This window comes from Anoxybacillus sp. J5B_2022 (genome assembly GCF_026847645.1).
Taxonomy (GTDB): Bacteria; Bacillota; Bacilli; order Bacillales; family Anoxybacillaceae; genus Anoxybacteroides.
This window is the reverse complement of sequence record NZ_JAPSMC010000015.1, coordinates 14551-41349: the sequence shown is the minus strand read 5'-3', so window position 1 is coordinate 41349 and position 26799 is coordinate 14551. Positions and strand designations below refer to the sequence as shown.

Annotated in this window: 29 protein-coding genes and 1 other annotated feature; of the genes, 20 read left to right on the top strand and 9 right to left on the bottom strand. The window is 45.4% G+C overall.

Annotated elements, in window-relative coordinates; all coding sequences use genetic code 11:
- The first annotated feature begins 73 nt into the window (after window positions 1-73).
- Window positions 74-1972, top strand: coding sequence for an asparagine synthase (glutamine-hydrolyzing) (asnB, locus tag M4I42_RS06340; protein ID WP_268851386.1), 1899 nt, complete (start codon window positions 74-76; stop codon window positions 1970-1972).
- On the opposite strand, the gene M4I42_RS06335 is transcribed toward asnB, so the two are convergent.
- Entirely contained in the window at window positions 1969-2814 is an 846-nt protein-coding gene (locus tag M4I42_RS06335; RefSeq protein ID WP_268851385.1) for a C39 family peptidase, read from the bottom strand. The genes asnB and M4I42_RS06335 overlap by 4 nt on opposite strands.
- Before the next feature lie 84 nt (window positions 2815-2898).
- Window positions 2899-3417: a gamma carbonic anhydrase gene (locus tag M4I42_RS06330; RefSeq protein ID WP_268851384.1), complete on the bottom strand. Its 519-nt coding sequence runs from the start codon at window positions 3415-3417 to the stop codon at window positions 2899-2901.
- A gap of 83 nt (window positions 3418-3500) precedes the next feature.
- Between M4I42_RS06330 and M4I42_RS06325 the strand changes: the two genes are divergently transcribed.
- Together M4I42_RS06325 and M4I42_RS06320 are read left to right on the top strand one after the other, a co-directional pair.
- Window positions 3501-4292 carry an alpha/beta hydrolase gene (locus M4I42_RS06325; protein ID WP_268851383.1) on the top strand — a complete coding sequence of 264 codons (792 nt, stop codon included), beginning with the start codon at window positions 3501-3503 and terminating at the stop codon, window positions 4290-4292.
- A 69-nt stretch (window positions 4293-4361) separates the two neighbouring features.
- A complete protein-coding gene (locus M4I42_RS06320; RefSeq protein ID WP_268851382.1) occupies window positions 4362-5420 on the top strand; it encodes a tetraprenyl-beta-curcumene synthase family protein in 1059 nt (352 codons plus the stop codon).
- A 31-nt stretch (window positions 5421-5451) separates the two neighbouring features.
- Here M4I42_RS06320 and M4I42_RS06315 read toward each other — a convergent pair whose 3' ends face one another.
- Window positions 5452-6024: a class I SAM-dependent methyltransferase gene (locus tag M4I42_RS06315; protein WP_268851381.1), complete on the bottom strand. Its 573-nt coding sequence runs from the start codon at window positions 6022-6024 to the stop codon at window positions 5452-5454.
- Complete coding sequence (locus M4I42_RS06310) at window positions 6021-6983, bottom strand: TIGR01212 family radical SAM protein (RefSeq protein ID WP_268851406.1); 963 nt, start codon at window positions 6981-6983, stop codon at window positions 6021-6023. Before M4I42_RS06310 ends, M4I42_RS06315 begins: the two co-directional genes overlap by 4 nt.
- A 415-nt stretch (window positions 6984-7398) precedes the next feature.
- On the opposite strand from M4I42_RS06310, the gene M4I42_RS06305 reads away from it, so the two are divergent.
- The 5 genes from M4I42_RS06305 (at window position 7399) to M4I42_RS06285 (ending at window position 11329) form a co-directional block, all read left to right on the top strand.
- Window positions 7399-7662 (top strand): YtzC family protein, encoded by a 264-nt coding sequence (locus M4I42_RS06305; RefSeq protein WP_268851380.1) that lies wholly within the window; start codon window positions 7399-7401, stop codon window positions 7660-7662.
- Window positions 7663-7672: 10 nt separating this feature from the next.
- Window positions 7673-7825 carry a glycogen biosynthesis protein GlgD gene (locus M4I42_RS06300; RefSeq protein WP_268851379.1) on the top strand — a complete coding sequence of 51 codons (153 nt, stop codon included), beginning with the start codon at window positions 7673-7675 and terminating at the stop codon, window positions 7823-7825.
- Window positions 7826-8001: 176 nt separating this feature from the next.
- Window positions 8002-8229: a binding site (T-box leader), on the top strand.
- A 57-nt stretch (window positions 8230-8286) separates the two neighbouring features.
- On the top strand, window positions 8287-10704 hold the full coding sequence (gene leuS, locus M4I42_RS06295; RefSeq protein ID WP_268851378.1) for a leucine--tRNA ligase: 2418 nt from the start codon (window positions 8287-8289) through the stop codon (window positions 10702-10704).
- Between the two features lie 49 nt (window positions 10705-10753).
- Window positions 10754-11065, top strand: coding sequence for a rhodanese-like domain-containing protein (locus tag M4I42_RS06290; RefSeq protein WP_268851377.1), 312 nt, complete (start codon window positions 10754-10756; stop codon window positions 11063-11065).
- 84 nt (window positions 11066-11149) lie between these two features.
- Window positions 11150-11329: a sporulation protein Cse60 gene (locus tag M4I42_RS06285; RefSeq protein WP_268851376.1), complete on the top strand. Its 180-nt coding sequence runs from the start codon at window positions 11150-11152 to the stop codon at window positions 11327-11329.
- Window positions 11330-11340: 11 nt separating this feature from the next.
- Here the strand turns inward: M4I42_RS06285 and M4I42_RS06280 are convergent, their stop codons facing one another.
- A complete protein-coding gene (locus M4I42_RS06280) occupies window positions 11341-12609 on the bottom strand; it encodes an NAD(P)/FAD-dependent oxidoreductase (RefSeq protein ID WP_268851375.1) in 1269 nt (422 codons plus the stop codon).
- 117 nt (window positions 12610-12726) lie between these two features.
- Here M4I42_RS06280 and M4I42_RS06275 point away from each other — a divergent pair, with 117 nt between their 5' ends.
- Window positions 12727-14349, top strand: a complete 1623-nt coding sequence (locus tag M4I42_RS06275) for a putative polysaccharide biosynthesis protein (protein WP_268851374.1) — start codon at window positions 12727-12729, stop codon at window positions 14347-14349.
- A 22-nt stretch (window positions 14350-14371) separates the two neighbouring features.
- Here the strand turns inward: M4I42_RS06275 and M4I42_RS06270 are convergent, their stop codons facing one another.
- Window positions 14372-14626, bottom strand: coding sequence for a hypothetical protein (locus M4I42_RS06270; RefSeq protein ID WP_268851373.1), 255 nt, complete (start codon window positions 14624-14626; stop codon window positions 14372-14374).
- A 105-nt stretch (window positions 14627-14731) separates the two neighbouring features.
- Between M4I42_RS06270 and M4I42_RS06265 the strand changes: the two genes are divergently transcribed.
- Window positions 14732-15478 carry a pseudouridine synthase gene (locus M4I42_RS06265; RefSeq protein ID WP_268851372.1) on the top strand — a complete coding sequence of 249 codons (747 nt, stop codon included), beginning with the start codon at window positions 14732-14734 and terminating at the stop codon, window positions 15476-15478.
- Window positions 15479-15574: 96 nt separating this feature from the next.
- Here the strand turns inward: M4I42_RS06265 and M4I42_RS06260 are convergent, their stop codons facing one another.
- The gene (locus M4I42_RS06260; RefSeq protein WP_268851371.1) at window positions 15575-15796 is read right to left on the bottom strand and encodes a DeoR family transcriptional regulator; all 222 of its coding nucleotides are present in this window, start codon (window positions 15794-15796) and stop codon (window positions 15575-15577) included.
- A gap of 259 nt (window positions 15797-16055) precedes the next feature.
- On the opposite strand from M4I42_RS06260, the gene pepV reads away from it, so the two are divergent.
- The 6 genes from pepV (at window position 16056) to M4I42_RS06230 (ending at window position 23504) form a co-directional block, all read left to right on the top strand.
- Window positions 16056-17468, top strand: a complete 1413-nt coding sequence (gene pepV / locus M4I42_RS06255; RefSeq protein WP_268851370.1) for a dipeptidase PepV — start codon at window positions 16056-16058, stop codon at window positions 17466-17468.
- A gap of 83 nt (window positions 17469-17551) precedes the next feature.
- Window positions 17552-18724: an MFS transporter gene (locus tag M4I42_RS06250; protein WP_268851369.1), complete on the top strand. Its 1173-nt coding sequence runs from the start codon at window positions 17552-17554 to the stop codon at window positions 18722-18724.
- A gap of 41 nt (window positions 18725-18765) precedes the next feature.
- Window positions 18766-19317 carry an RNA 2',3'-cyclic phosphodiesterase gene (gene thpR, locus M4I42_RS06245; RefSeq protein WP_268851405.1) on the top strand — a complete coding sequence of 184 codons (552 nt, stop codon included), beginning with the start codon at window positions 18766-18768 and terminating at the stop codon, window positions 19315-19317.
- A 70-nt stretch (window positions 19318-19387) separates the two neighbouring features.
- Window positions 19388-20320, top strand: coding sequence for a nuclease-related domain-containing protein (locus tag M4I42_RS06240; RefSeq protein ID WP_268851368.1), 933 nt, complete (start codon window positions 19388-19390; stop codon window positions 20318-20320).
- Between the two features lie 155 nt (window positions 20321-20475).
- Window positions 20476-22617, top strand: coding sequence for a type I pullulanase (gene pulA, locus M4I42_RS06235; protein WP_268851367.1), 2142 nt, complete (start codon window positions 20476-20478; stop codon window positions 22615-22617).
- A gap of 107 nt (window positions 22618-22724) precedes the next feature.
- Complete coding sequence (locus M4I42_RS06230) at window positions 22725-23504, top strand: phosphotransferase family protein (protein ID WP_268851366.1); 780 nt, start codon at window positions 22725-22727, stop codon at window positions 23502-23504.
- Here M4I42_RS06230 and M4I42_RS06225 read toward each other — a convergent pair.
- On the bottom strand, window positions 23497-23766 hold the full coding sequence (locus M4I42_RS06225) for a YtzH-like family protein (RefSeq protein WP_268851365.1): 270 nt from the start codon (window positions 23764-23766) through the stop codon (window positions 23497-23499). The two genes, M4I42_RS06230 and M4I42_RS06225, sit on opposite strands and share 8 nt — an antisense overlap.
- A gap of 151 nt (window positions 23767-23917) precedes the next feature.
- Between M4I42_RS06225 and trmB the strand changes: the two genes are divergently transcribed.
- Both trmB and M4I42_RS06215 read left to right on the top strand, forming a co-directional pair.
- The gene (gene trmB / locus M4I42_RS06220) at window positions 23918-24568 is read left to right on the top strand and encodes a tRNA (guanosine(46)-N7)-methyltransferase TrmB (RefSeq protein ID WP_268851364.1); all 651 of its coding nucleotides are present in this window, start codon (window positions 23918-23920) and stop codon (window positions 24566-24568) included.
- Window positions 24569-24652: 84 nt separating this feature from the next.
- Window positions 24653-25498: a YtnP family quorum-quenching lactonase gene (locus M4I42_RS06215; RefSeq protein WP_268851363.1), complete on the top strand. Its 846-nt coding sequence runs from the start codon at window positions 24653-24655 to the stop codon at window positions 25496-25498.
- Between the two features lie 23 nt (window positions 25499-25521).
- Here the strand turns inward: M4I42_RS06215 and M4I42_RS06210 are convergent, their stop codons facing one another.
- Window positions 25522-25818, bottom strand: coding sequence for a PepSY domain-containing protein (locus tag M4I42_RS06210; protein WP_268851362.1), 297 nt, complete (start codon window positions 25816-25818; stop codon window positions 25522-25524).
- Window positions 25819-26035: 217 nt separating this feature from the next.
- Between M4I42_RS06210 and M4I42_RS06205 the strand changes: the two genes are divergently transcribed.
- Complete coding sequence (locus tag M4I42_RS06205; protein ID WP_268851361.1) at window positions 26036-26347, top strand: AbrB/MazE/SpoVT family DNA-binding domain-containing protein; 312 nt, start codon at window positions 26036-26038, stop codon at window positions 26345-26347.
- Window positions 26348-26764 (top strand): PIN domain-containing protein, encoded by a 417-nt coding sequence (locus M4I42_RS06200; protein ID WP_268851360.1) that lies wholly within the window; start codon window positions 26348-26350, stop codon window positions 26762-26764.
- Window positions 26765-26799 lie beyond the last annotated feature (35 nt).

Sequence of the window (26799 nt, the reverse complement as noted above, 5' to 3'; positions counted from 1 at the left end):
AAATGTAATGTTTCAATGTCCAAATATATGATATAATTTTCAAGTTGAATACAAAGAGAAGTAGGTGAACGGCATGTGCGGTTTTATTGGATGTGTTCATGACCAACCGAAAGTGATTGACGAACAATGGAAACAAACATTTGAAGAAATGAACAATATGATTACACATCGCGGACCGGATGATGACGGGTATTTTTTTGATGATTACGTCCATTTCGGCTTCCGACGGCTCAGCATTATTGATTTAGAGGCCGGCCATCAGCCGCTTTCTTATGAAAACGAGCGATATTGGATTATTTTTAATGGGGAAATTTACAACTACGTTGAATTGCGCGAGGAACTATTGCAGCAAGGCTATGAATTTGCGACCCATTCGGATACAGAAGTCATCATTGCCCTTTACAGCCATGAAAAAGAAAAAGCGGTTGAAAAGCTGCGCGGCATGTTCTCCTTTGTCATTTGGGATAAAGAAGAAAAAACTGTTTTTGCGGCGCGTGACCCGTTTGGCATTAAACCGTTTTTCTATTTCCAACAAGATGGTCGTACGTTTTTTGCATCGGAGAAAAAGAGCATCTTGCATGCGCTCGGGCATGATTCCCTTCACTATGATGCATTGCAGCACTATTTAACGTTTCAGTATGTTCCTGAACCGTTAACAATGTCGGCTGACATTCAAAAATTAGAGCCAGGCCATTATATTAAAAAGAAAGTCGGTGAACCGTTAACGATTCAGCAATACTGGAAAGCAACGTTTCACCCGATCGTTCAATCAGAAGACGAACTGGTGAAAGAAATTCGCGACGTCTTGTTTGATTCCGTGAAAGTGCATATGCGCAGCGACGTACCGGTTGGGTCGTTTTTATCAGGAGGAATCGACTCATCGCTGATCGCCTCGATTGCGAAGCAGTTTCACCCGAATATTAAAACGTTCTCGGTCGGTTTTGAACGGGAAGGGTTTAGTGAAATTGATGTAGCAAAAGAAACGGCCGCAAAACTTGGCGTCGAAAATATTAGTTACGTCATTTCTCCGCAAGAATATATGGATGAATTGCCGAAAATTATGTGGCATATGGACGATCCACTTGCCGATCCAGCAGCTGTGCCGCTTTATTTCGTAGCCCGCGAAGCGAGAAAGCATGTCACGGTCGTTCTTTCAGGGGAAGGGGCGGACGAGCTGTTTGGAGGCTATAACATTTATCGCGAACCGCAGTCGCTTGAGGTGTTTGAGCGGATGCCGAATGCGGCCAAATCGGCATTGCGCGTGATCGCTCGTATGCTTCCAGAAGGTGTGAAAGGAAAAAGCTTTATTGAGCGCGGTTTAACGCCAATAGAAGAGCGGTATATCGGCAATGCGAAAATGTTCAGCGAAGCGGAAAAAAGGAAGTTGCTGAAAAGCTATCGCGATGGGTTGTACTATACTGACATTACGCGCCCTCTTTATGAAGACACGACCCACTACCCGCCGGTTAACCGGATGCAATATGTCGATATCCATACATGGCTACGCGGCGATATTTTATTGAAGGCGGATAAAATGACGATGGCGCATTCACTAGAATTGCGCGTTCCATTCCTCGATAAAGAAGTATTTGCGGTAGCTGCTAAAATTGCGCCGGAGTGGAAAACGGCTCACAATACGACAAAATATATTTTGCGGAAAGCGGCAGAAGGCATTGTTCCTGATCATGTCCTGCACCGGAAAAAACTCGGCTTTCCGGTTCCGATTCGCCATTGGTTGAAAAATGAAATGCACGACTGGGCGAAAACGATCATCAAAGAAAGCGATACAGATCATTTGTTCCGGAAAGACGTACTATATCGCCTGCTGGACGAGCATTGCGCTGGCAAAGCCGATCATAGCCGAAAAATTTGGACGGTGCTCGCTTTCATGATCTGGCATCAAGTGTATATCGAAAAAAAATATGATTTCTCGTATTTATATAAAAAAGACAAGCAACCCGTATCGCTCTAATTCGATTGATACGTAATCGCCTGTCTTCCCATTTGCACCCAAGCTTCTACAAAGTCGTCTTTGGGTGCTTTTTTATTTTTCTGATCAGAAAGAGGGTCATTAAAATAAATATAGTCGTGGTCATAGCCGGTAATGACGACAGAATGTTCGTAATACGTAATTTTAATCGGACCGCTCGGTGTATCCCACTCGTGAAACGCGGATTCGGGAAGCTTTTGAAACGTGCTGTTGGTGATAATCCAAATCGGCGAGCCGTTGGAAAGATATTTTTGCAGTGCGCTAAAGTCGCTCCCTGTTAAATTGACGATTCGGTTCGGCAAATATTGTTCGGCCAGTTCTTCAATGGGCTCATGGTATACCCCAAGTCCTGGAGTCGTCAACGAATACATATCGCCGACGAACCCGTTATGAGGGTTCCCGAAATACACTTTTCCGTTGCGGCGCTGAAATGGCGTCGGGTCTTTTTTGACTTGTTTGGCGAGTGTCACTTTATCCACTTGCACCCCTGCATCTTCAAGAAGCATCGCTAAACTCGTTACTTCACAGCCGCGCGGAAGTTCCGGTAGCTGTTGAATGAGTGGAACATCAAGCAGCACAAATGGCTTAATCTTCCCGTCTACAAAGGAAGATACGACTTGACGTAGCTGCGCCTCTTTTTTTATGAAATCTAATTTTCCCCATTGCTCGATCGCGCTTTTCATTTGCTGATGCGATAAGAGCGGGACGACTAAAATCGTTAAACAAAAGGAAACGACAGTAGCTTTCCACATCGGTTTAAGCCAATAAACGATACCAACGCCCATGAGACTGGCGATTAATAGGAAAAGTATATGAATCGACATACGGCGAACTCCCTATTTTATAAATTCCCTATCCTATCATAATCATATAGCCGGTGAAAAATATTGCAAGCGGAAAAGGGGCGTTTATTGATGTTTTTGGAGCCATTTGTAATATTGCCCTTTTTCGACGTATTCGCGGCGGATGCGCTCCATTTCACGCTCATCTTCTTCCGTTAGCTCCCGTACGATTTTGGCAGGACGTCCGAAGGCAAGGGTGCGCGGCGGAATTTTTTTTCCTTGAGGAACAAGGCTTCCTGCACCGATAAACGCTCCTTCGCCGACTTCCGCTCCGTCGAGCACAATCGATCCCATGCCGATTAAGGCGTTTTTTCGGATAATGGCACTATGCAAAATGACCTGATGGCCGACGGTGACATCGTCTTCAATAATGAGCGGATTGTTTGGGCTTTGGTGCAAAACCGAGTTATCTTGAATATTGACGCGGTTGCCGATGATAGTTGGCGCTACATCACCGCGAATGACCGTATTAAACCAAATACTCGTTTCTTCCCCGATCATAACATCGCCTGTGATGGTGACATAATCTGCAATAAATGCTGATTCAGCAATTTTTGGATATTTGTCTTTATAAGGGTAAATCATTGCTTTCTTCCTTCCTTTTGAAGTATGTATTATAAGTGTACAAACTTTTTTTATATTCGTAAATGCGATGGGGGGATTTTTAAATGTGGAAATGGGAAGCGGACTGTGCGAAAGGAGTTGTGGTCATCGTTCATGGAGCGGCGGAACATCATGGACGTTACAGATGGCTCATGGAAATGTTTCGTTTAAGCGGCTTTCATGTTGTGATGGGGGATTTGCCGGGGCAAGGAACGACGACAAGAAGAAAAAGAGGACATATTCAGTCGTTTGATGAATATATCAATGAAGTAGCGGATTGGGTCGCAGCGGCGAAAGAATTTCAACTGCCGATCTTTCTTCTTGGCCATAGCATGGGCGGTCTTGTCGTGATTCGAACGTTGCAGGAAAAACGCCTTCCGGTAGACGGAGTGATTCTTTCTTCTCCGTGTTTAGGATTAGTGACATATCCGTCGAAAGGGTTAGATTTATTATCAAAAGTATTAAACTATGTTGCACCATCGATGTTGTTCGATTCACGGTTGTCTGTAGAAGTGGCGACAAGAAATGAAGAAGTTCGCGAAATGGACAAAAATGATTCCCTGTATGTGACAAAAGTGTCTGTTCGATGGTATCGTGAACTTGTCAAAGCGATGCAGTTGGCGTATCGAAATATTAACAAATTTCCCGACATTCCGTTGTTGCTCATGCAAGGCGGAGACGATAAAATTGTTGATAAAGTCGTTGTAAAAGAATGGTTTGACCGGTTACCAATATCGGAAAAAGTGTATAAAGAGTGGAACAAGTTGTACCATGAAATTTTTAATGAACCGGAACGAGATCATGTGTTTTTGTATGCGAAAACATTTTTAGATACACAGTTGCAATTACAACGATAAAAGGTGTGGCGTAATGCCTTTAGAACAACAACGGAAGTCATTGTAATAAACGTAGCTGAGGTGAGCTTGTTGAACATTCCTACTCATCCTATTAGTTTAATGAAAAATGTATATCGTAATGTGCTTCCGATTGTGCATCGTGAATTGGCCTATTGGAAGCAAAAAGCCGAATCTATTCCGGATGACGAATTGCGGAAACAGGCGCTTGCTAGCATTCAGTCAAAAACGTTTCATTGCGAGGGTGGAGCCATTCTGTCACTGCTAGCGGAAGCGGATATGGAATTGTGCATTCGTTTTATTGTCGCTTATCAAACGATTAGCGACTATCTTGATAATTTATGTGACCGTAGCACATCGCTTGACCCTCTTGATTTTCGAACATTACATAACTCAATGCCAGATGCTTTATGCATCGATGCAACTCCTTCCAATTATTATCGTCATCGTGAAGAACAAAACGATGGCGGCTATCTTCACGAGCTTGTTCGTACATGTCAAGAAGTGTTAAAGCAAGTGAAGCACTATGAAATCATTGCTCCGTTTTTGCAAGAGTTAGCGGGATATTATTGCGATTTGCAAGTGCATAAGCATGTGCGAGTAGATGAACGCGTTCCGCGGTTGGAGCAATGGTTTAAGCAATATAAAGATCATCTTCCACCAATGGAATGGTATGAATTTTCGGCATGCTCCGGTTCGACGCTAGGCATTTTTTGTTTGATTGCTTATGCGTTTACGGAATCATTTAATGAGGAAATGGCGTTGAAAGTGCGTAACGGTTATTTCCCATACATCCAAGGCTTACATATTTTGCTTGATTATTTCATTGACCAAGAAGAAGACCGACTTGGCGGGGATTTAAATTTTTGTTTTTATTATCCGAACGATTTAGTGCTATTGGAGCGGCTTTGCCATTTTATCGAAGAAGCCGATCGCCATGTAGGGCAATTGCCGCACGGAACGTTCCATCGCCTCATTCATCGCGGATTATTAGGATTGTATTTATCAGATGAAAAGGCAAGAAACCATTCGAACATTCGTCGGTTAGCGAAGCGTTTGCTTCGCGCTGGCGGTGTCGTTTCCCGCTTTTTTTACTGGAATGGACGCATGTATCGCGCGTGGCAAAAATAAAGGCTGCCTTCGTTTTTGGAGAGGCAGCTTTTTATCTTTTTTCTATCGCAACAATAAACGGCGGGTGATTGATTTGGTTGATGAACTGATAGCGCAATACGTGGGCACGTTGCTGGTCAATCGTTGCAACGTACGAAAGCACCGCATCCCGTTCGATCGCCCCTTCTGGGTGCCCATGGTAAATCACGAGTACAATGATTCCTTCTGGAACCATGATATCAAGCAGTTGCTCGACGGCGCGAATGGTGGACGCTGGTTTAGTGACAATTTGTTTATCGCCCCCCGGCAAGTAGCCAAGATTGAAAATTGCGCCTGTAATGCGCCCGTGAACGTGCGTTGGAATTTTTTCGATGAGCGTGTCGTGGCTCGCATGAAACAATGTCACTTGTTCATATACCGCGTGTTCTTGCAAACGTTTCGCTGTATTTTCGATCGCCTGTGTCTGAATATCAAAGCCGAATACGTGACCGTTTTTTCCTACTCGTTCTGCTAAATAAAGCGTATCGTGCCCGTTGCCGACGGTGGCATCGACAGCGATGTCTCCCGGTTGGACGGCGAGGTCAAGCAACGAGCGGGCGAACGGAAGAATGCGGGCAAGTTTCATCGGTGGATCGCCTCTTTTTTGTAATATCTTCCTTGATAGCTATTGCGTCGTTCCAATTCTGCATCAATGGCATTTAACACTTCCCATTTGTTCACGCTCCACATTGGGCCAATCATTAAATCAATCGGCCCATCGCCGGTAATGCGGTGAACGACCATTTCCGGCGGTAATATTTCTAACTGATCACAAACAAGCTGGACGTATTCATCGAACGATAAAAACTGTAACATTCCTTTTTCGTATTGTTTCACCATAGGCGTGCCTTTTAACAAATGCAATAAATGAATTTTAATGCCTTGCACATCAAGGTTTGCGACTGTTCTTGCGGTTTCCATCATCATGTCATAGTCTTCAAGCGGCAGTCCGTTAATAATATGAGAGCAGACGCGAATACCGTGTTTGCGAAGTTTGTTTACACCATCCACATAACATTCAAAGTCGTGGGCGCGGTTGATCAAAAGTGCGGTTCGTTCGTGAACCGTTTGTAGGCCAAGCTCGACCCATAAATATGTGCGGTCGTTTAGTTCCGCTAAATATTCCACGACATCGTCTGGAAGGCAGTCAGGACGTGTCGCAATCGATAAACCGACGACGTCGTCTAGCTTTAAGACGGTTTCATATTTTTCGCGCAACACTTCCACTGGCGCATGCGTGTTTGTGAACGCCTGAAAATACGCTAAATATTTTCCGTCTTTCCATTTCGCATGCATTTTTTCTTTAATGTCATGAAATTGGGTCACTAAATCATCGGCGCGGTTGCCAGCAAAGTCGCCAGAGCCGGCTGCGCTACAAAACGTGCAGCCGCCGTATGCGACCGTGCCGTCGCGATTCGGACAATCAAAGCCGCCGTCAAGGGCGACTTTAAATACTTTATGACCGAACGTTTGTCGCAAGTGGTAATTCCATGTGTGATATCGTTTATTGTCATTGCTATATGGAAAAGGGTTCATATTCATCATCATCGGGCGAGGAGACCCCGACTTCTAAGCGAGAGCGAAAGTCGGGGAGGAATCGCCCTTCCTCCTTTCAATCAATAATGTGCTCGCATGCTCCACTTTTTTTAGTTTCTTATCACTTGCCGAAGCATGGATTCTTGTGCCATCTAACAACCGAAAGTCGAAATATCCGCTACTTCTTCTGCCAAACACAAAACATTCTTGACGATTGTACAGAACTTTGTCAAATAGCTGAAACCCTTTGACAAACCGTTCCGCCTTATTGGCTTTCCTTGTTAATTACGATAGTTGTCATTTTAGCATTGTAGCACGATTAAGCGGAAAAATCGACTGTTTCCAATCATTAGCGTCATAATACGAAGAAGAAGTGCGCACATTAAAAATGGACAACGATTATTTTTCAGCTGGAGGGAATAAGATGGCGACGCGGCAATCAGTGGATGAGTTTTTACAACATTGTGAAGATGTGATTCGGTACGCTAAAGAGCAATACACAGAAGCGCAACGACAAGAGCATTACAATGATGAGGCGTATACGAATGCGCAGCAAATGCTCGAAAATGCAGTGAATGATTTAGCCCATTTCGCGTTAAGCTGCAACGCCCAGCAGCGCGAGCAATTGCATCGCATGCGTTTACAGCTGGAACAATTGCAAAATGACATGATTTTACTAGGTCATTAGGGGGGATATAATGAAAAAACGTTCAAAGCAAAACAATCCGGAACAAAAAACGAGAAACGGGATCAACAACGCCGATGACTTTGATCCAGTGAAGCAAGCGAAAGAAGCATACGAAGAGACCGGCGGACAGCCGCAAAAATCGAAACAACATATCGAGCAGTAATGTTTTAAAGAGCTTTCTACGATAGAAAGCTCTTTTTTGTATAACAGTAACCGCGCAATGGAAATTGCATAATAATGATAAAGCAATCGTATCGTTTTTAGCGAAAAGTGATTTTGCCGTCCCCTACTTGCAATGAACCGACAAATTTTTTAAAATATAAAATATAAAAATATTGCCAAATAACGGTGAAAAGGAGTAGTAGTGGGCATAACGGACTACAGAGAGTTGACGGCTGGTGCGAGTCAACCGAAGTTTGTTCACGAACTCGCCTTCGAGTTGCGGATGTGAACGGTCTTGTGCCTAGTAATGTTCGCCGTGAATCTGCGTTAAGGAAACGAGCGAGCGCGCCATTTTTGCGTGCTAAATTGGGTGGTACCGCGGGAAAATAGCCTCTCGTCCCTTTAAGAAGGGCGTGAGGTTTTTTGTTTAGCTTTGTACTGCATGAAAGAGGAGGAAAGAATATGAGCTTCAATCATCGCGAGATTGAGAAAAAATGGCAGGAGTATTGGGAAGAGAATAAGACATTTAAAACGACCGAAGAGGATGGAAAGCGAAAATTTTATGCGCTTGATATGTTTCCGTATCCGTCCGGCGCTGGCCTCCATGTCGGCCATCCAGAAGGGTACACGGCGACCGATATTTTGGCGCGCATGAAACGGATGCAAGGGTATAACGTATTGCATCCAATGGGGTGGGACGCGTTCGGTTTGCCAGCGGAGCAGTATGCGCTTGATACTGGCAACGATCCGGCCGAATTTACGAAAAAAAATATTGACAACTTCCGTCGCCAAATTAAATCGCTCGGTTTTTCGTATGACTGGGATCGCGAAGTCAATACGACCGATCCGAACTACTACAAATGGACACAATGGATTTTCTTAAAGTTGTATGAAAAAGGCTTAGCCTATATCGATGAAGTACCGGTCAACTGGTGCCCAGCGTTAGGAACGGTGCTTGCCAATGAAGAAGTGATCGATGGAAAAAGCGAGCGTGGCGGGCACCCGGTCATTCGTAAACCGATGAAACAATGGATGCTTCGCATTACCGCATATGCGGACCGCTTGCTTGAAGATTTGGAAGAACTTGATTGGCCGGAAAGCATTAAAGAAATGCAGCGCAACTGGATCGGCCGTTCAGAAGGGGCGCACGTCCACTTTGCGATCGACGGACATGAGGAAACGTTCACGGTATTTACGACCCGTCCAGATACGTTGTTTGGCGCGACATACGCAGTGCTTGCCCCTGAGCATCCGCTCGTCGAAAAAATTACGACGCCAGAACAAAAAGGGGCAGTAGAAGCATATTTACAACAAATTCAAAGCAAAAGCGATCTTGAACGCACCGATTTAGCAAAAGAAAAAACAGGGGTGTTTACAGGTGCGTATGCGATCAACCCGGTTAACGGCGAAAAATTGCCAATTTGGATTGCCGATTATGTGCTCATGAGCTACGGAACAGGCGCGATTATGGCAGTGCCGGCGCATGACGAGCGCGACTATGAATTTGCGAAAAAATTCAACTTGCCGATTAAAGAAGTCGTTGCCGGCGGTGACATTACAAAAGAAGCGTATACAGGCGACGGGCAGCATGTGAATTCCGATTTCTTAAACGGATTAAATAAAGAAGAAGCGATTAAAAAGATGATCGAATGGCTCGAAGCGAACGGAAAAGGGGAAAAGAAAGTATCGTATCGATTGCGCGACTGGCTGTTTAGCCGCCAGCGCTACTGGGGCGAGCCGATTCCGATTATCCACTGGGAAGATGGCACGATGACGCCGGTGCCGGAAGAGGAACTTCCGCTTGTGCTTCCGAAGACGGATGAAATTAAACCGTCCGGAACAGGCGAATCACCGCTTGCGAACATTGAAGAATGGGTCAACGTCGTTGATCCGAAAACAGGGAAAAAAGGACGCCGGGAAACGAACACGATGCCGCAATGGGCGGGAAGCTGCTGGTACTACTTGCGCTACATCGATCCGCACAACAGTGAGCAGCTTGCTGATCCGGAAAAGTTGAAAAAATGGCTTCCGGTTGATATTTACATCGGAGGGGCGGAACATGCCGTTCTTCATTTGTTATACGCGCGCTTCTGGCATAAATTTTTATACGACATCGGTGTTGTGCCGACAAAAGAGCCGTTCCAAAAGTTATTTAACCAAGGCATGATTCTTGGCGAAAACAACGAAAAGATGAGCAAATCGAAAGGAAATGTCGTCAATCCGGATGATATTATCGAAAGCCACGGTGCGGACACGTTACGTTTATACGAAATGTTCATGGGGCCTTTGGAAGCGTCGATTGCGTGGTCGACAAAAGGGCTTGACGGTGCCCGCCGCTTTTTAGATCGCGTCTGGCGTTTATTCGTCGAAGAAAATGGCGAGTTAAATCCGAAAATCGTCGAAAATCCGGAAACGGACACGCTTGAACGCGTTTATCATCAAACAGTGAAAAAAGTGACGGAAGATTACGAAGCGATTCGCTTCAATACCGCGATTTCGCAATTAATGGTGTTTATTAACGAAGCGTATAAAGCGCCAGTATTGCCAAAAGCATATATGGAAGGCTTCGTCAAATTGTTGTCGCCAGTTTGCCCGCACATTGCCGAAGAATTATGGGAAAAGCTAGGCCATACGAATACGATTGCGTATGAAGCGTGGCCGGCATACGACGAAGCGAAACTCGTTGAAGACGAAGTCGAGATCGTTGTGCAAGTCAACGGCAAAGTTCGGGCGAAAGTAAGCGTTCCGGCGGACGCTTCGAAAGAGCAACTAGAGCAAATTGCCATGGAAGATGCCAAAATTAAAGAACAAATTGAAGGAAAAACGGTGCGTAAAGTCATCGCTGTTCCTGGAAAATTAGTCAATATTGTTGCGAACTAAAAAAGTCCCCCACGATGAATAGTGGGGGCTTAAGAAAGGGGATTGGACCATGCAAGAAATAAAAGAGATTACAGCTGAAGAACTGAAAAAGAAACTCGAGAGTGGAGAGAAGCTAAATTTAATCGATGTGCGCGAAGAGGAAGAAGTGGCGCTCGGCATGATTCCAGGAGCAAAGCATATTCGAATGGGCGACATTCCGAACCGCTTAGACGAGTTCAATAAAGAAGAAGAATACATTTTCATTTGTCGTTCCGGCGCACGGAGCGGAAATGTGTGTTACTATTTGCAAGAAATGGGCTATAACGTATGCAACATGGCCGGCGGCATGCTCGCCTGGGACGGAGACATCATTCAACCATAAAAAAACGAAGCTTTGACGGCTTCGTTTTTTATTTGCAGGGTTTTATGGATAAGGAAAGAAATATAGGTTTAAGGGGGGAGGAACGTGTATAAAGTAAAATTGTTTGATGAAGAGCACGAGAAAGATTTAGAAGTTTCCGTCAATAAGTTTTTATCGGGATTGAAAGAAGGGCAGCTGATCGACATTAAGTATGATGTCGCCTTAATGGAATCGGAAGGTGAGCAAATTTATTGCTTCTCGGCGATGGTCATTTATCGAGCCTAACCAAAAAATGGCTAGGCTCGATTATTCAATGCATATTTGGCTGCATTTATTCCCGCAAGCCTTCCGGTGACGAGTGCGGCAGTAATGTTATAGCCGCCCGTGTAGCCGTGAATGTCTAAAATTTCGCCGCAAAAATAAAGCCCTTCCATCCGTTTCGACGCCATTTCTTTCGGGTGTATTTCCTTTACCGACACGCCGCCGCCGGTGACGAACGCTTTTTCCAGCGGCAACGTGCCGTGGACGTGAAACGTGAATTGCTTGCAGCTTAAGACAAACGCGCGCACTTTTTCGTGCGAAACCGTACTTGCTGGTGCTTGAGGATCGATGTCGTTTTGCTCTAGCAAAAATAATAAATACCGTTCTGGGAGCAGTCTTTTTAATACATTTTTGACCGCCTTTTTTGGCTCGCTCTTCATCGTGGCGATGATCTTTTGAAATAGCGCTTCTCCATTGGCATTAGGAAGCGCATCAATGCTCATCGTCACCGCATCTGCTTTTTTTAATTCTTTGACGACGAATTGGCTGCAGCGAAGCGCCGCCGGGCCAGAAATGCCAAAATGGGTAAAAATCATATCCATGCGATGCGTTACAATCGGTTTTCCTTTTTCGTTAAGGACGCTCAACGCCACATCGCGCAGCGACAACCCTTGTAGCGTGCGTGCTTCCACAAACGGCTCATGCGAAATAATCGGCACTTCTGTCGGAAATAACTCGGTCACGGTATGCCCTGCTTTTTCCGCCCATGCGTAGCCGTCCCCAGTTGAGCCGGTATGCGGTACCGATTTTCCTCCGACGGCAATAACGACGCTTGTGGCAGCGATAAATTCTCCCGTTTTTAATGTGACGCCGATCGTTTTTCCATCTTTGTATTCGACATCGGCAACAGGGCTGTTGAGACGAATATGTACCCCGAGCCGCTCAAGCTCATGAATCAATGCGCGGACAACGGATTGCGCATCGTCTGTCACCGGAAACATTCGACCGTGATCCTCTTCTTTGAGCTGAACGCCAAGCCCCTCAAAAAAGCGAATAATGTCTTCATTGTTAAAGACAGAAAACGCGCTATATAAAAACCGGCCATTCCCAGGGATATGCTTGATAAGTTCATCGACAGGCAACCGGTTTGTCACATTGCAGCGTCCGCCTCCAGAAATCGCAAGCTTGCGGCCGAGTTTGTGTCCTTTATCAAGCAAAAGCACGCTCGCTTTTTGCTCTCCAGCGGCAATCGCTGCCATTAATCCGGACGGTCCGCCGCCGATGACGATCACATCATACTTCACTTGCTCCACCAACCTTTCTTTCTCTATTATAGTCAAGAGAAGAAAATTTCTCGACTTTATTGTGAATGTGATAAAATACAGTAGTTATGAAAAGTTGCATTCTAGGGAAGGGATGTTATGTCATCTTCAAAATTGTTGCGAGGGACGTTTATATTGACCGCAGGGGTATTGCTATCGCGCATTCTCGGGCTCGTGTATGTCATCCCATTTTATCCGCTCGTCGGAAAGCAGGGCGGAGCGCTTTATTCGTATGGATATGTGCCTTACCAAATTTTTATTAGCCTTGCCACAGCGGGGGTACCGCTGGCAGTTTCGAAATTTGTCTCGAAATATAATGCGCTAGGGGAGTACCGCACCGGTTACCGGTTGTTCCGCTCAGGATTATTGTTAATGACGATTACCGGTATTGCCGCTTGTGCTATTCTTTATATGATCGCCCCATGGGTTGCTCCTTTTGTCATTGACAAACAGATAAAAGGAAATTCCGTTGCCGATGTTGTCACTGTCATTCGTGCTGTCAGCTTCGCTTTAATTATCGTGCCTGTCATGAGTTTAATTCGCGGGTTTTTCCAAGGGCATGAATCGATGGGACCAACGGCGGCGTCACAAGTGGTGGAACAGCTGATTCGCATCATTTTTTTGCTCGCGAGCTGTTATATTGTCTTGCGTGTGCTCCACGGTTCGCTTGTGACAGCGGTTAGCTTGGCGACGTTTGCGGCGTTCGTCGGCGCGCTAGGCGGGCTTGCGGTGCTCGTTTGGTATTGGTGGAAACGAAAAACGTATTTAACAGAACTGCTTGCACAAGACAGGGGGCAGCTTCACCCGCCGTTAAAAGACATGTATAAAGAATTAATTATGTATGCGGCTCCGTTTGTGTTTGTTGGACTCGCGACACCGCTTTATCAGCTCATTGACCAGTTTACGTTTAACCGGGCGATGGCGGCGATCGGGCTTGCGAAAATATCCGAAGAAGCATACTCGATTTTTAACGTATGGGCACAAAAGCTTGTTATTATTCCGGTGACGTTGGCGACTTCCTTCGGGTTAACTCTCATTCCAACGATTACGAAAGCGTATGTCGCTGGTGATCGGAAATCGTTGCGGAAATATTTAAATCAAACGTTTCAAGTCGTGATGTTTTTAACCGTCCCAGCGGTAGTGGGAATGGCGATTTTGGCGGAGCCGGTGTATGCGGCGTTTTACAGCTATGACCCGCTTGGAGGACAAGTGTTGCGCTGGTATGCGCCAGCAGCAATTTTATTTGCGCTATTTTCCGTAACGGCTGCGGTATTGCAAGGAATTAACCAACAGCGGTTTACCGTTGTTAGTTTGATGCTCGGATTGTTTGTGAAGCTTTTATTTAATACATTTTTGATTACGAGATTTGCGACTGTTGGAGCAGTATTAGCCACTACGTTTGGCTATTTCGTTTCTGTGACGTTTAATTTGTTCATCATTCAAAAATATACGAACTACCGCTATCGTTTTGTCATTCGCCGCACGATGTTAATTGGGATTTTTACGACGATCATGTCGGTAGTGGTAGCGGTCGTGTGGCATTTATGTGAGTGGCTGTTTCACTATCGTGGCGGTCGAATCGAATCGATCGCGATTGTCGCAATTAGCGCCGCAATTGGCGCCGGTGTTTATTGGTTCATGAGCGACCGGATCGGATTGCTTACTTCGTTATTTGGCAACCGTTTTGCTTTTTTGCAACGAAAAAAGAAGGCGGTTTCGTAGCCGGCCTTCTTTTGCATTCGTGTTAAAATCCATCTGTTGTATAAGGAATGCCTAGCTGCCGCTCGACGCGCTGCAACCGGCGGTTGAGGCGATTGATACGCTCTCCTTGCCGCTCAAGCGTTCTTTCAATACGATTTAAACGTTGCTCAATGTTTCCTGGATAGCTAGGGTAACCTCCTGGATAGCCGCTCGGCGTGCCCCCTGGTGCGCCACCTGGATATCCTGGGACACCTCCTGGGTATGCACCACTTGGTTGTTGTGGACGATAATCATACATGGGCAAATCTCCTTTCGTTTTTTTCTTAAGCATTGTATGCCTTATAGGGAATATGCGGACTAGACAAATGCCCAACCTACAAAATTTTCGTAAGGGGGAATTCCATTGAGTTTGCGAATTGATAAACTGCTGGCCAACATGGGATACGGGACGAGGAAAGAAGTGAAAAAGCTATTAAAATCGGGCGTTGTGAAAATTGATGATGTCATCGTTAAAGACCCGAAAACGCAAGTCAATCCAAATGAACAAGTCGTTATCGTATGGGGAGAAGAAGTCGAGTATAAGGAGTTTATTTATTTGATGATGAATAAGCCGCCGGGAGTCATTTCGGCAACGGAAGATGTGGAAGAAGAAACGGTCATTGATTTATTAGAAGAAGAGGATCGTGTGTTTGCACCGTTCCCAGTTGGACGGCTCGATAAAGATACAGAAGGGCTGTTATTGATTACGAATGATGGGCAGCTTGCTCATCAATTATTGTCGCCGAAAAAGCACGTGCCGAAAACGTATTTTGCGGTCATTGACGGGGAAGTGACGGAAGCGGATGTGGAAGCATTTCGTCGCGGCGTTATTCTTGATGACGGCTATGAAACAAAGCCAGCGGAGCTTGTCATTTTAAAATCCGGCCTCCGTTCCGATGTAGAAGTGACGATTACAGAAGGGAAATTTCATCAAGTGAAACGGATGTTTCAGGCGGTTGGAAAGCGGGTCGTGTATTTAAAGCGGATTCAAATGGGACCGTTGTCGCTTGATCCAACGCTTGAATTAGGAGAATATCGCGAGTTGACGGATGAAGAAGTGGAATGTTTAAAACAATTCATGCCGTCTGACACAAAAAAAGGGAACCTTTGAACAGGTTCCTTTTCTATATCGAATCTGATTTTTTCCGGTATGTTGAGGCTAACCGTTTGCTCTATAACCTCTCACCTTTTTCTCTCATGACCTACTTTAAGAGGACATTCTCACCTTCTTGTTGGTTACTGTCCATTTGCCTTTGCTTGGGCTGCGAACCAGGTCATTATATGCTAACACGTTCAAATCACGCTGAATCGTCCGTGGAGTGATGCCGAATTCATCAACGAGTTCCTGTGTTGTCACGGTGCCTCTTTCGCTGATAAACATGTAAACAGACTTAATCCGTGTTAGCATCCGATGAGTCGAAGGTTTCAAAAGACCACTCCCTATCCTTACGTAATTCGCATGGCACAACATCATCGCTGCTTCTAAGATGAGAGATTATTTTGCTATTTCTTTTTACTACTATTTTACACGAAAAGGGAGAGAAAATGCTACACTTTCGCTTAGATTTACGAAATATTTCAACATTTTTAATGAATTTGTAACAAAAGAAAAACCCTAGTTGCTTTTGACATTTTTCGGTTTTCTATGGTACGTTGGCAAAGGAGAAAAGTCGAGAAGGAGGGATTGGATGACGACGATCCATTGGATGGAAGAAGTCATGAAACGAAAAGAAGCGTTGCTTCGCGATACAAGACAATTGCTGCAAATTCCAAGCGTGCTCGATGAAACGAGCGCAACCGAAAAAGCTCCATTTGGAAAAGGAATTGATGATGCTTTACAATTTTTGTTAAGAATAGGACATGAAGAAGGATTTAGCGTCAAAAACGTTGACGGCTTTGCAGGACATGTAGAAATGGGAAGTGGAGAAGAATTGCTCGGCATTTTATGCCATGTCGATGTCGTTCCTCCGGGGGACGGATGGACGAGCGACCCGTTTGCCGCAGAAATTCGTGACGGAAAAATATATGCGCGCGGAGCGATTGATGATAAAGGCCCGACGATGGCGGCATTTTATGCGATGAAAATCGTAAAAGAACTCGGCTTGCCGCTGAGTAAGCGGGTGCGCATGATTATCGGCACTGACGAAGAAAGCGACTGGCGCTGCGTTGATTATTATTTCCAGCACGAAGAAATGCCATCGATGGGCTTTGCGCCAGATGCGGATTTTCCGATTATTTATGCCGAAAAAGGGATTGTTGATCTTGCTCTGCAACAAACGAGAACTAGCGGAAGCGATGGCGGAGAACTCATGTTGCAGTCCTTTCGTTCTGGCCGCCGATATAATATGGTGCCGGATGCGGCGGAAGCTATATTGCACGGTACACACGAACGTATAGTAGCAGTGGAGCAGCAATTTCAACGCTTTTTAGCAGAAAATGATGTCAAGGGAAAAGCGGTTATGCAAGCGGAGACAATCACTCTTCAATTCGAGGGAGTTTCTGCTCATGCGATGGAGCCGGAGCACGGAAAAAACGCTGGTTTGTATGCAGCAAGTTTTTTAGCAACTCTTTCGCTAGATGAAGATGCTCGGTCGTTTGTGCAATTGCTAGAGCGCCTCCATAGCGATTCGCGCGGAAAAAAACTTGGCATTGCGTATCGTGATGACATTACCGGTGATCTTACGGTCAACGTCGGCATTATGTCATACACGAAAGCAGACGGTGGAACGATCGGGATCAATTTACGTATTCCGGTCACAAATAACATAGAGGAAACGAAGCAGACGATTGAGGCTGTTGCTGCGCAGTATGGATTTTCAACTAAGCATTTTAGTTATTCCAAGCCGCACCACGTCGACAAAAACCATCCGCTCATTCAAACGTTGCAACGCGTCTACGAAGAGCGGACGGGAGAACGCGCGGAACTGTTGTCGATTGGCGGCGGGACGTACGCCCGTTCTTTACAAGCTGGCGTCGCGTTTGGCCCGCTGTTTCCAGGGAGACCGGATGTCGCGCATCAAAAAGACGAATATATTATCATCGATGATTTATTAAAGGCAACCGCTATTTATGCGCAAGCGATTTATGAGCTTGCGAAGTGAAAATCTTTCCAAAATATGTTACAATCGAAACGAAGGACCGCTCGATGTCGGGCGGTGTTTTTTCTGAAAGGATGTGGGGACCAATGGAAATCGTAGTACGCCGCGGCGAAGCACCACTAAAAACAATTTTTACGCTCTTTTATTTTTTTACTTTTTTTGGATTTGGCTCGCTTTTTCCGCTTTTGTCGGTGTATTTAAAAAGCGAGGTGGGCTTGTCTGGAACACAAATCGGCACGATTATGTCGATTAGCCCGATTATCATGATTTTCATCCAGCCGCTTTGGGGAATGATTAGTGACTATACGAGAAAGCCAGTGCCGGTGTTGGCCACAGCGCTTGTTGGTACAGCGCTAGCGGGACTATTGTACGCTTCTGTTCAGCAATATGTGTGGATTATCATCGCTGCTGCGCTATTATCCTTTATGCAAAGCGCTGTCGTTCCGCTTTCGGACAGCATCACGTTAAATTATGTCCAAAAAACAGAAGGAAACTACGGCTCGATCCGGTTATGGGGTGCCATCGGTTTTGCCGTATCGGTGTTGGTCGGCGGCTGGCTGTCGGAAACATTTTCGCTCGGCATCATTTTTTACGTATTTGCTTTTATTTTGCTGCTTTCCGCCATTCTTGCGTGGAAGCTGCCGCGTGAGAGTCAGCCGATGCGGGTCGAAATTAAGCGAGGGATCAAACAATTGTTCCAAATCCCTGCCTTTGTCTTATTTTTAGCGGTGACGTTTCTTGTTTTCGGCCCGATTTATGCGAACAACTTTTATTTCGGTGTATTTGTTAAAGAGATCGGTGGAACGTTGACGGGGGTCGGTCTTGCTTTTTTGCTCGCGGCCGGAAGCGAAGCACCGTTTATGAAAGTGGTTGATCGTCTGCTTCGCCGCTATGGAATGCTTCCCATTTTAGCGTTTGCAGCGACGATTTCCGCCCTTCGCTGGCTGTTTTACTATTTTGAACCGTCGCTTGGGCTCGTTTACGCGACAACGATTGCTCAAGGATTTTCTGTCGGGCTGTTTATTCCAGCCGCGCTTCAATATGTTCGTGACATTTCTCCTAGTGGGGTGAGGGTAACGGCTGTTTCTCTCTATTCCGCAGTGGGCAACGGTGTAGGGAGCTGGTTTTGCACGTTTGTTGGCGGCTATATTTTAGAGCGTAGCCACATCGGTGCGGTTTACTTATTTTTCAGCGTATTAACGTTTATTGGTCTAGCGATTTTAGGCGTTTTAATGATGACGCATCGGAAAAAAACGTAAAATAGGAGATAATGATGGTGTGATCGCTGGAGGGAAGAATGATGAAACAAGCGCATTATTTTATTGCGGTTCCGTTAACGGAGGAAATCAAAAAGAAGCTTGCACAATGGCGCAATGAAGCAGCGCCGCGGTTTCCGTTTCGCGCGTGGGTGCATCAAGAAGATTATCATATTACGTTAGCCTTTTTAGGCGCGGCTTCTGCTGAGCAACGGCAAGCGGTTTGTGAAGCGGTGGCGGCCGTCTGTAACAACCACGCGCCATTTTCTTTGACGTTAAAAGAAGTAGGGACGTTCGGGGTTCCGTCTGCCCCGCGCATTTTATGGCAAGGAATCAAGCGAGAAGAAGCGTTATGGTCGTTGCGGCACGACGTATATGAGGTGTGTCGGGCGATCGGCTTTTCGTTAGATACGCGTCCGTTTGCGCCGCATATTACGATCGCCCGTAAATGGGAAGAGGAAAAGCCGTTTCGTTTAAACGAACTGCCAAATGCGGTGGAAGGAAGCATGTTAGTGAACGAGATTGTGCTTTATCAAACGCATCTTGACCGGTTACCGAAATATGAGGTTATTGCTTCTTTTTCGCTTGACCGATGATGGCAGGCTGTTGTTCGTCCATGATTTGTGGTTTTGATAAGGAAGAAGACTAATTTCGGGGGTCACGATCGTGGGTCAACTCATCAAATTGCAAGATTACATTTCTAGATATGAAACGGACGTCTATCGCTACGCAAGCGAATTTATTCGCCTTAAGAAAAAGCAATGGGAGAGAATAAAAGAAGAATGGGAAAGCGGGGAAGTGGACGCACCTGCTCCTTTCGATTCATCACAGGAATGGTTGGAAGAGAAGCGTTCGTTTTTGCAAACGGTAAAACGATGGCTGAAGCGGTCCGACACGAACAAACAGGAAGAAGCAAGTGAACCTGTACTGCACGAAGAAGATCGCTTTTTCTCCTTTTTGTTTGTCACTGAGCCGAAAACGGTCGACGAGTTGAAATTGTTATTTCTCGAAAAAGTATTTCAGTTGCAGATGAAATGGGCAAGCTCAACCGTCAAATATGAGTCGATCGTCGATAAAAAATTTTATTACGAAGAAACACTTAAATATTTTCTACAACGGTTTCCCGATACGTATTTATGTTTATATAGGCCGGTTTTTTTAGTGAAAAGTGCTCCGGTGGAACTTGACATTATTTTGTTAAGCCCGACAGCGACGTGGTGTGTGACATTTGCCGAAGGCGAAATTATTGTCGGCTCCGCGGATCGGTTTTGGACAGAAATGACGAAAGACGGAGAGAAAAAGCTCGTGAATCCGCTCATTTCGCTTTATCGGACAGAAAAAATTGTCACCGATTTATACGAGCGATACGCGATCGAGCTACCAGTAAAAAAAGTCGTGCTCAACCGCGGTGGCTATCTTGATTACCGATATGCGCCGAGCGATGTGCAGCTCATTGATAAGCGGCATTACGACCAATGGTTTGCTTCGCTCAGAAGTTTAACCGCTCCATTAAAGCACGTGCAGCTGAAAGCGGCCTCTCATTTACTTCAACACTGCTATAGCCATTACTATGAACGGCAATGGCAAGAGGAAGAGTAATGGAACGAACATCGGTAAAAGCTTATCTTAACACAGAACGTGGAGCTTAGTCGACTCCGGCAGAAAAGCGAGGAATATCGCTGTTTTAACTGGTTTTTATTCGTTAATCAACATGCAATGATAGCGAACGCTCACGAAACAATGGAGGTGGTGGGGTGCTGACGGTTCATCGGACGTTTGAGGCATATTTAGATGCGATGGAAACAATCACGATTTTAGTGCCGAAATCGTATTGCCAAGGGATGGTTCAATCGTTTACGATTCAAAAACCGAACGGGGAGCGATGCGGTTTACGGGTCACGAAACGAGAAGACTTATGGACGAGTATTAAATATGAATGCACCCCTGATTTTCTCGTTGAGATTGGAAAAAATTATTTGATTTATGAAGAGCATGGAGCGTTTACTGATTTGCAAATGGGTGCTGTCATCCGAACGAAAGAATTTGACGAACAATTTTATTATGACGGTCAAGACCTTGGTGCTACTTACACAGCACATGCAACGACGTTTAAGCTTTGGGCGCCTACGGCAACAGAAGCGAAAGTAAAGCTCATCGACGAAAAGGCAGGAAAAGAGGAGCAAATTCCGTTACAGCGCAGCGAAAAAGGCGTATGGACAGTGACGGTTTCCGGTGATCTTGACGGCATTTACTATACGTATTTAGTGTGCATCAACCTCGTTTGGCGCGAAGCGGTCGACCCGTATGCCGTTGCGGTTTCGCTCAATGGGGAGTATGGCGTGGTTGTCGATCTTGAAAAAACGCGCTTGCCGAAACCGGTGCTGCCGCCACTTTTCGCGCCGGTAGATGCGATCATTTACGAAATGCATATTCGCGATTTTACTGTAGATTGTCATAGCGGCGTCGTTCATAAAGGAAAATATTTAGGGCTCACAGAACTTGGCACGATCGGGCCGAATGGTACGGTTACTGGGCTTTCCTATTTAAAAGAGCTTGGCATTACCCATGTTGAGTTGCTTCCGTTTAACGATTTTGCCGGGGTGGACGAACGAACCCCGGAAAAGGAGTATAACTGGGGCTATAATCCGCTCCATTATAACGCGCCAGAAGGAAGCTATGCGACGAATCCGGCTGACCCTTATGTTCGCATTCACGAATTAAAACGGGCGATCCGCGCACTGCAGCGTGAAGGAATTCGCGTCATTATGGACGTCGTCTATAATCATGTTTACATTCGCGAGCAATCGTCGTTAGAAAAAATTGTTCCTGGCTACTACTTTCGCCATGACGCATACGGCATGCCGTCCAACGGAACGGGCGTCGGCAACGATCTCGCTTCCGAGCGCAAAATGGTTCGGAAGTTGATTGTCGATTCGGTTCGGTTTTGGCTCACGGAGTATGGCGTAGACGGGTTTCGTTTTGATTTAATGGGCATTTTAGATATAGAAACGATGCAGGCAGTGGAAGCGGCTGTCCACGCTATCGATCAATCCGCTCTTTTGCTTGGCGAAGGTTGGGATTTGCCGACCCCTTTGCCACCGGAGAAAAAAGCGAGGATTCAAAATGCGAGCAGCCTTCCGACGATCGCCTATTTTAATGACCGGTTTCGTGATCATGTCAAGGGGAGCACGTTTAACATCGCAGAACAAGGATTTGCGCTCGGAGACAATGCACATCGTGAACAAATGAAACAAGCCATTCAAGGAAGCAACGATTTGTTTTCGCATCCGACGCAAACGGTCAATTATGTTGAATCGCACGACAATCATACGCTTTGGGACAAAATGAGCGTAGCCAATCGCCATGAAGGCGAAAACGTCCGAAAAAAGCGTCAGAAATTAGCGACGGCCATCACGTTATTGTCGCAAGGCATTCCGTTTTTGCATAGCGGGCAAGAGTTTTACCGCACAAAGCAAGGAGTGGAAAACAGCTATAACGCTTCGGATGACATCAACCGGATCGATTGGAAGCGAAAAAGCGAGCACGAAGAAGATGTGCGCTATGTTCAAGGCTTGATTCGCTTACGGAAATGGCACGGCGCATTTCGTTTGCGGACGGCGGCAGAAGTGAGCCATCATCTGTTGTGGCTCGAGCCAGTGCCGCCAACGGTGATCGCCTTTCATCTTCGCGAGGTGCAGGCGTACGGGCCGTGGAGAGACATAGTTGTCATGCATCATAACGAAGAAAAAAAGGTGGCGATTGCGCTTCCCGATGAGGAAATGTGGCACGTCGTATGCGATGAAACAATAAGCGGGGTTGTTCCGTTTCGTTCCGTAAAAAAAGAAATCGAGCTGCAAGGAATCGGTACGGTGGTGCTTGTGAAAGGACTGACTTGACGAGAAAAGCATATCGCATATAAAATCTAGTAAGACAGCTATTGTCTGAATACGCGCTCAGGTGATTGCTGTCTCTTATTTTTTTTATGAGTTGAAGGTGAACTTGCTTGGAACAGGTACTGGGAAAGGAGTGGGAGATCACTCCTGCTGGTGGAGCTACTGGAGATGCATATGTTGCTGAATATGACGGACGAAAATTATTTTTAAAACGCAACTCTTCCCCCTTTCTCGCCGTTTTGTCAGCGGAAGGAATCGTTCCGAAACTCGTCTGGACAAAGCGAATGGAAAATGGCGATGTCATTACAGCCCAGCAATGGCTCAATGGGAGAGAACTAAAACCGCACGATATGGGAAGCGAACAAGTCGCAAGTTTACTGCGGAAAATTCACCGTTCGCAAGATTTAGCAGAGATGTTGCGAAGGCTAGGGAAAACACCACTTTTGCCGCAGGCGATGATCGAAAAGCTAGAACGGATGTTGCAGCAATGGCGTGATGAGCCGTTGGTCACGCAAGCGTTTGCTTGGTTAACGCAACAACTTCCTTCGCTTCGCTGCGATGAGTTTGCCGTTTGTCATGGCGATATGAATCATAATAACTGGTTGCTTTCTGAGGACGGCCGGCTGTATTTGATTGATTGGGACGGAGCGTTAATTGCTGACCCAGCGATTGATATTGGAATGTTGTTATATGCTTATATTCCGAAAGAAAAATGGGAAGATTGGCTTCAGTTTTACGGCTTGGAATTGACGCACGATTTACATCTTCGCATGAAATGGTATACGATTGTGCAAACGTTATATGCGCTTGTGTGGCAGAAAGAAAAACAGACGGAAAAAGAAGTGCAGCAATCGCTACACTTCTTAAAAACGGTGCTATTTTCTACGTGAGCTGGTCGACCCACTCAGATAGTTGTTGCTGATGGGCGGAAATATGTGAATCTAAGTCAGCGCTATATTTTCCTGCTTGACCATAATCGTAAATGGAAGGTAATACATTTTTTACTTGTTGTTCAACTTGTCCGTTTCCCATTAACGATTTTGCAAGCCGTTCGATTTGTTCGCACTCGGACACGGTGCCGCAACAATCGGTTTGATGGTTCGATAAAATGTCTTTGAGCACGGTCATTTGATGTTCATGATTTAAAGGCATATACACTCACCCTTTTTTCTTTACTATGTGTGAAAAATCATCGTTTTATGCCAACAGTCGTCGCCACGGCTGTTTTTCTTTTTCGTGCTTGCGCGGCTATGATGCTTCATGATATCGTTGACAACGATGATAAAGAAATTGAGGTGTCTGTATGCGTTTACGAAACAAACCTTGGGCGAAAGAAAAAATTGCAGCTTATCCACAATATATCATTCCGAATCCGGGACAATACAAAGGCAGATGGCATGGGCTATTCGGAAATCATCAGCCAATCCATATTGAAATCGGTACGGGAAAAGGACAGTTTATTACGGGGATGGCGAAAGCGAATCCGCATATTAATTACATCGGCATCGAGCTTTACGAAAGCGTCATTGTTTCCGCTTTAGATAAACTCATCGAGCATGATTTACCGAACTTGCGGCTATTGAATATGAACGCGAAAGATTTGTCGAACGTATTCGCGGCTGGCGAAGTAGAGCGCATTTATTTAAATTTTTCCGACCCGTGGCCGAAAAAACGCCATGAAAAGCGGCGTTTAACATACCGCTCGTTTTTAGAGTTGTATGAGCAAATTTTAGTGGATGAAGGGGAAATTCATTTTAAAACCGATAACCAAGGGTTATTTGAATATTCGCTCGTCAGCTTCTCGCAATATGGGCTTGTGTTAACGTTCGTGAGTTTAGACCTTCATCATAGCAATTTTGTCGGAAACATTATGACTGAATATGAAGAAAAATTTGCGGCAAAAGGAAATCGAATTTACCGCTGTGAGGCGAAGTATCCAGCGAAAAAACGATAAAGATGTCTCTTTAAGAAGAGGCATCTCTTTTTCATTTTCGAAATATTCGAGGAAATGATACACTACTATTTGAGGTGATGGGAAATGGAACAATTGCAAGTAGGCGATGTAACGATTACATGGTTAAACGGAGGGGTAACGCATTTAGACGGTGGAGCGATGTTTGGCGTCGTGCCAAAGCCGCTCTGGTCGAAAAAATATCCGTGCAATGACAACAACCAAATTGAGTTACGTACGGACCCGCTCTTACTGCAAGTAGACGGTCATTGCATACTGATTGATGCAGGCATTGGCAACGGAAAGCTGTCGGATAAGCAAAAACGCAACTTTGGCGTCACAGAAGAATCCGAAGTAGAACAGGCGCTGCGCGAGGTAGGATTAACGCCGCACGATATCGATTGGATCTTAATGACGCATATGCACTTTGATCATGCGTGTGGGTTGACGAAATGGGTCGGGGACAAGCTCGTATCCGCTTTCCCGAACGCTCGAATTGTTACCTCTCAAGTGGAATGGGACGAAATGCGGCAGCCAAATATTCGCTCGCGCAACACGTATTGGAAAGAAAACTGGGAAACGATTGTTGACCAAGTCGTGACGTTTACGGAGGAATTTGCGGTTGTTGGCGGTGTAAAAATGGTGCATACCGGCGGCCATAGCGATGGCCATTCGATCGTCGTGATCGAATCAAAAGGCGAAACGGTCGTTCATTTAGCAGACTTAATGCCGACGCATGCGCATCAAAACGTGCTATGGGTGCTCGCTTTTGACGATTATCCGATGACATCGATCGCCCAAAAGCAAAAATGGATTCCGTACGCGATTGAAAAACGAGCATGGCTGACGTTCTACCACGACGCCTATTATCGGGCGCTAAAATGGGACGAGAATGGGGAGATCATGGAAAGCATCCAGCGAAAACGGGAATAAACGGGCGGTTCAAACGCCCTTTTTTACAACCTACTCGTTTCAATAACCGTCCCTGTATAGGCGTCGATGATAAACTCATATTGCTCCTCGCTGCGGCAAATGCCACCTTTATACACGTTGTATACAATCCCGTCTTTTTCGTACGTTTCCGGAGCCGTTTGAATCCATGAGCCGCTGATTGGTCCAGCATGTTCAAACGCCTTTTTCGCCAGCGCGAGCGCTTTTTCGGATGAAATTAATTGGTGTTGGCGTAGCGACTGAACCGCATAGGCAACGGTGAACCCAGCAGCTGCACCGGCGATAAATGCTCTCCAATTCATCATTTTCCCTCCAAAATAAATCGCTTTTCATTTAGTATACCTAATTTTCCATCATAGCATAGACTTTTCATTCATTAGAAACTGTTGTTCATAGTCAGAATAAGATGTTGGAGTATGATAAGAAATTTTATAATAATTTGACCGAATAAAAATGTAAGAATAAAATATATAATAAGAACAATGAAACAAGTATGTTTGGGAGAAAGGAGATGAGTTTATGGGTACGATGGGGTTTGCAGACGACCAAGCAAATGTTGTGATAAAGGCAACAAGCAAGTTATCTAGTCGTGGACAAATCGTCATCCCGATTGAAATACGGAAGACGCTAGGTCTCATAGAGGGCGATGATTTAACATTCATTTTAAATAAAGATGGGGAAATTAAGGTAGAAGTCTTAAAGAAACAACGTTTATCGGAATTATTCGGCATTTTAAAAACGAATAAGCCATTTCAACCAGTTGATGAAGTGCGAAAAGAAGTGTATCGGAACATGGCGGAGAAGGAATTAACGGACAGGGAGGAAGGGTAATTGGCGCGGAAGCTTTGGATAGATACGAATGTGATCATTCGGATTATAACGGGCGACCCAACAGAGTTAGCAGAAGAAGTGGGAGAAATGATTCAAAAAGTAGAGGATGGGGAATTGATTTTGCGCCTAACTCCCTTGGTTGTAGCTGAATGCTGCTGGGTATTAGCATCTTTTTATGAAGCAGACCCTAAAGATATTTCGGATGCCCTGATCAAATTCACGAATAGTATCGGAGTGGAAACGGAAGAAAAATCGGTCGTTCAACAAGCGCTTCAGGATTACGCCGAAAAAAATGTTGACTTCATTGATGCCTATATCGCAGCACACGCGAAAGCGAATCCGCCTGAGGATGTCGTCACATGGGATAAGCACTTCAAACGATTGGATATCCGTCATGATCGACCGAGGAACTGGTAAAGGAATTCCGTGTAGTTAGTAACGATGAGAAAAAG